Raw genomic sequence first — 3,103 nt, 5'->3', positions numbered from 1 at the left:
AATGAACATCGATCATGTAAAGCTATTTGTCCGTTTGGCTTCGACACACAACATCAGCATGGCTGGTCAGGAGCTTGGACTTTCTCCTGCTGTCGCTAGTGCGCACATCAACAAACTTGAGGACAGCTTAGGAGTTCGTTTAGTTCATCGCACCACACGCAAAGTTTCCTTAACTGAAGAGGGGCAGGCTTTTTTACCTCACGCGGAGGAGGTCCTTGCAACAGTGGAGGCAGCAAGGGGAGCTGTTGGCTCAGGGCAGAGTGCGCCAACGGGAGTATTACGTATAACCGCCTCTGCAACTTTTGGTCGCTTGCATATTGTGCCCGCATTAAAAGGTTTTATGGCGCGTTACCCAGGGTTAACCGTGGACTGCCGATTTTCTGATTCCATTATTGATCTGGTTGAGGGAGGTTTCGATGTCGCCATTCGTGTCGCTGAGTTGAAAGATTCTTCATTGGTCGCAAGAAAGCTTGCGCCAGATCGTCGTATTATCGTTGCATCACCAGATTATATTGAACAATTTGGGAGACCTAACAAGCCCCAAGACTTGACGAATCATCAATGTATTAACTTAGTTGGAATGAATAATTGGTCATTCAATACAAAAGATGGAATGGTCAATGTAAGAACTTCTGGTCGTTTTAAAACTGATAATGGTGATGCGATGAGAGACGCGACGGTAAACGGGTTAGGTATTTCTATCAACTCGGTTTGGAGTGTTTATCAAGAATTACAAAGTGGTCAGCTAGTGGAAGTACTCGAAGATCACCCTTTAGCGATGGATGCTGGGATTTGGGCTGTGTACCCAAGCTCTCGTTTAATTGCGCCTAAGGTGCGTGCCTTTATTGATTTCTTTGCTGAATACTATGGCACGCCACCTTATTGGGAGTTTGCGGAAAAGTGATAACAAGTTTCACTTATCGAATACATTGTTTTTAAGGTCCGAATAAAAACGAACCTCAAGATAATTCTTAATTGTTATTAATAGAGTTTGCTTAAGATTAATTCAATAGTATCAATTATCTGCTGTGTTTTGCTTTGATCTAATGCATCAGGGTGTGGGGGCGCGAATGCTTCAATGTCATTATCGAAGTACATACCATGCGCTTGAGCAAACTCTTCTGATAGCGCAGCGCGAGTTAGAATATCTGCTCCTAAGCGGATATCACCACCAGCAACCCCATAAGCATCTTTAACCATCTTACTACCTAGGAATGATTTTGGGTTTACTGATACCAACATAGGGCCAGTGTTCTTAAGCTTTAGTCCGATTGCTCGTGACCACATCGTTAATGCCAATTTGCTTTGGGCATATGCTTCGCCATCTGACAATGGTTTGTTACCGAGTAAAGCGCTAGTGTTTACTGTTGTTTGTGCAGCTGAAGACAAATTAACCACACGACCCGTATCTCCGAGCAACGGCAATAGCTCTCTAGTGAGTAAGTAGGGAGCAATGGTGTTGACTGCGAAGCGTACATCAAGACCCTCTTTAGTTCTTGGATTTGGTGTTGCGTACACACCAGCATTGTTAATGATGACGTCTAAATGATTGAACCGTTCTGTTATCTCCATCACTATCTGTTTTACCGCATTGGGAGAGGATAAATCAGCAACAAGGCTTTCAACTTTACCACTTTTCATCTCCCTCAAACTTTGCTCAACTTGTTGAACTTTCTCTATATTCCGGCCATGGATTATTACGTGTTGTTCACGGTTAATTAACATTTTCGCGGTTTCTAAACCAATACCGTCAGTAGATCCAGTAACTAGAATTGTCTTTCGCATGATCGCTCTCATTGTTGAGGGTTAATATAGAACGATCATAGTGGCATCTTTTGCATTCGACTATTGAGACTAAAAAGAAAACACTTTCTAGGAAAAATTGAAAATAACTTTGTTGTTCTTTTTGTGGACGGTGCGACGAATTAACGTCTCATTAGATGCTACGGTTATACATGTGGTGCTCAAAAATTAGGCACTATTTTGTACTCAAATAATAGCCAAGAGGTCTCTATGTTAGGTGAAAATCACTCATTAACTCATGAATTCCCAGAACATTTGGATACCATTACTCAGCTTACCGAAAACGATGCATCATTTGCTGAAACCGTTAAAAACTACAATGCTTTAGATAAGGAAATCCGCGTACTAGAACTTCAAGGAAGCCCGATTGATGATCACGAAATGAACGTGTTAAAACATAACCGGGCTGAGCTCAAAGACTGGCTCCACTCGCGAATAATGGGTTCTTAGTGACGAAATGATCATCGGCTCGTAAATTGCGGGCCGATTTTAGTTCCAATGGACGATGCCAAGTGTGCAAACACTAGAAGTGCTGAGCAGGAGCTTGGAGCGGCAGGTGACCAGCTTTTACCCAAATGATCGTTTCTTGCTCTACAAAAGGAAAATGCTCACTCATATGTGGGCTTCGAATCCAAGAGAGAGCGGGATAGGTACCTAGCTCGTCTCTAAACTCTCCTGACAATACGAAAATTTCTTCACCACCAAAGTGACGGTGTGGTTGAAACTCCTTACCTTTTGGCCATTTAACCAATGCGACATGTTCGTGCTCAAAATTATGCAGCGGCATGACTTGCAACCCACCGACACCACTCTGCCAGCTCGCTTGGTTTGTATTAATGCGAACTGTTTCAAGATCCTCAGATTCGAACTGATTTAGTTTAACTAAAATCACACAGCCTTCTTTGCTAAATGGTGCGTGTTGACTTCCTGGAGGGTTACGAAGGTAAGTGCCGGCAGGATAGTCACCGTATTCGTCAGAGAATACCCCCTCGAGCACCAATATTTCTTCTCCTTGAGGGTGAGGATGAGTCGAAAACTGCGAATTTGGCTCGTACTTAACGACGCTGGTGGTATGCCCTGATTCTTTGGCTTCTCGTTCCAAAGGTTTGCGCCACACACCTTTGGAAGGGCTGGCGATCCACTCCTGTTGAGCAGTATCTATCACGATTCTTTTTGAAAAATCCATATTCAACATATTGAAATTCCGTTACTTATTTAATTACTAATTCTCATTAGTATACGTATAAAAAACATCAATTGATTCATTTGTTGATAGCCCAATTCATGGATTGAGTACGAA

Annotated in this window: 4 protein-coding genes; 2 read left to right on the top strand and 2 right to left on the bottom strand. The window is 42.7% G+C overall.

Going from position 1 to position 3,103, the window contains the following annotated elements; genetic code table 11:
- The first annotated feature begins 1 nt into the window (after position 1).
- On the top strand, positions 2 to 904 hold the full coding sequence (locus tag CAG68_RS19060) for a LysR family transcriptional regulator (protein ID WP_086047522.1): 903 nt from the start codon (positions 2 to 4) through the stop codon (positions 902 to 904).
- A gap of 77 nt (positions 905 to 981) precedes the next feature.
- On the opposite strand, the gene CAG68_RS19055 is transcribed toward CAG68_RS19060, so the two are convergent.
- Positions 982 to 1,785 carry an SDR family NAD(P)-dependent oxidoreductase gene (locus CAG68_RS19055; protein ID WP_025767963.1) on the bottom strand — a complete coding sequence of 268 codons (804 nt, stop codon included), beginning with the start codon at positions 1,783 to 1,785 and terminating at the stop codon, positions 982 to 984.
- Positions 1,786 to 2,013: 228 nt separating this feature from the next.
- Here CAG68_RS19055 and CAG68_RS19050 point away from each other — a divergent pair, with 228 nt between their 5' ends.
- The gene (locus tag CAG68_RS19050; protein ID WP_005373737.1) at positions 2,014 to 2,253 is read left to right on the top strand and encodes a YdcH family protein; all 240 of its coding nucleotides are present in this window, start codon (positions 2,014 to 2,016) and stop codon (positions 2,251 to 2,253) included.
- A gap of 73 nt (positions 2,254 to 2,326) precedes the next feature.
- Here the strand turns inward: CAG68_RS19050 and CAG68_RS19045 are convergent, their stop codons facing one another.
- Positions 2,327 to 2,998: a cupin domain-containing protein gene (locus tag CAG68_RS19045; RefSeq protein ID WP_086047520.1), complete on the bottom strand. Its 672-nt coding sequence runs from the start codon at positions 2,996 to 2,998 to the stop codon at positions 2,327 to 2,329.
- Positions 2,999 to 3,103: the final 105 nt, after the last annotated feature.

Origin of the sequence: Vibrio sp. V42_P2S4T144, assembly GCF_009904715.1 — a bacterium.
GTDB classification, from domain to species: Bacteria; Pseudomonadota; Gammaproteobacteria; order Enterobacterales; family Vibrionaceae; genus Vibrio; species Vibrio alginolyticus.
This window is presented reverse-complemented; position numbering and strand designations above follow the sequence as displayed.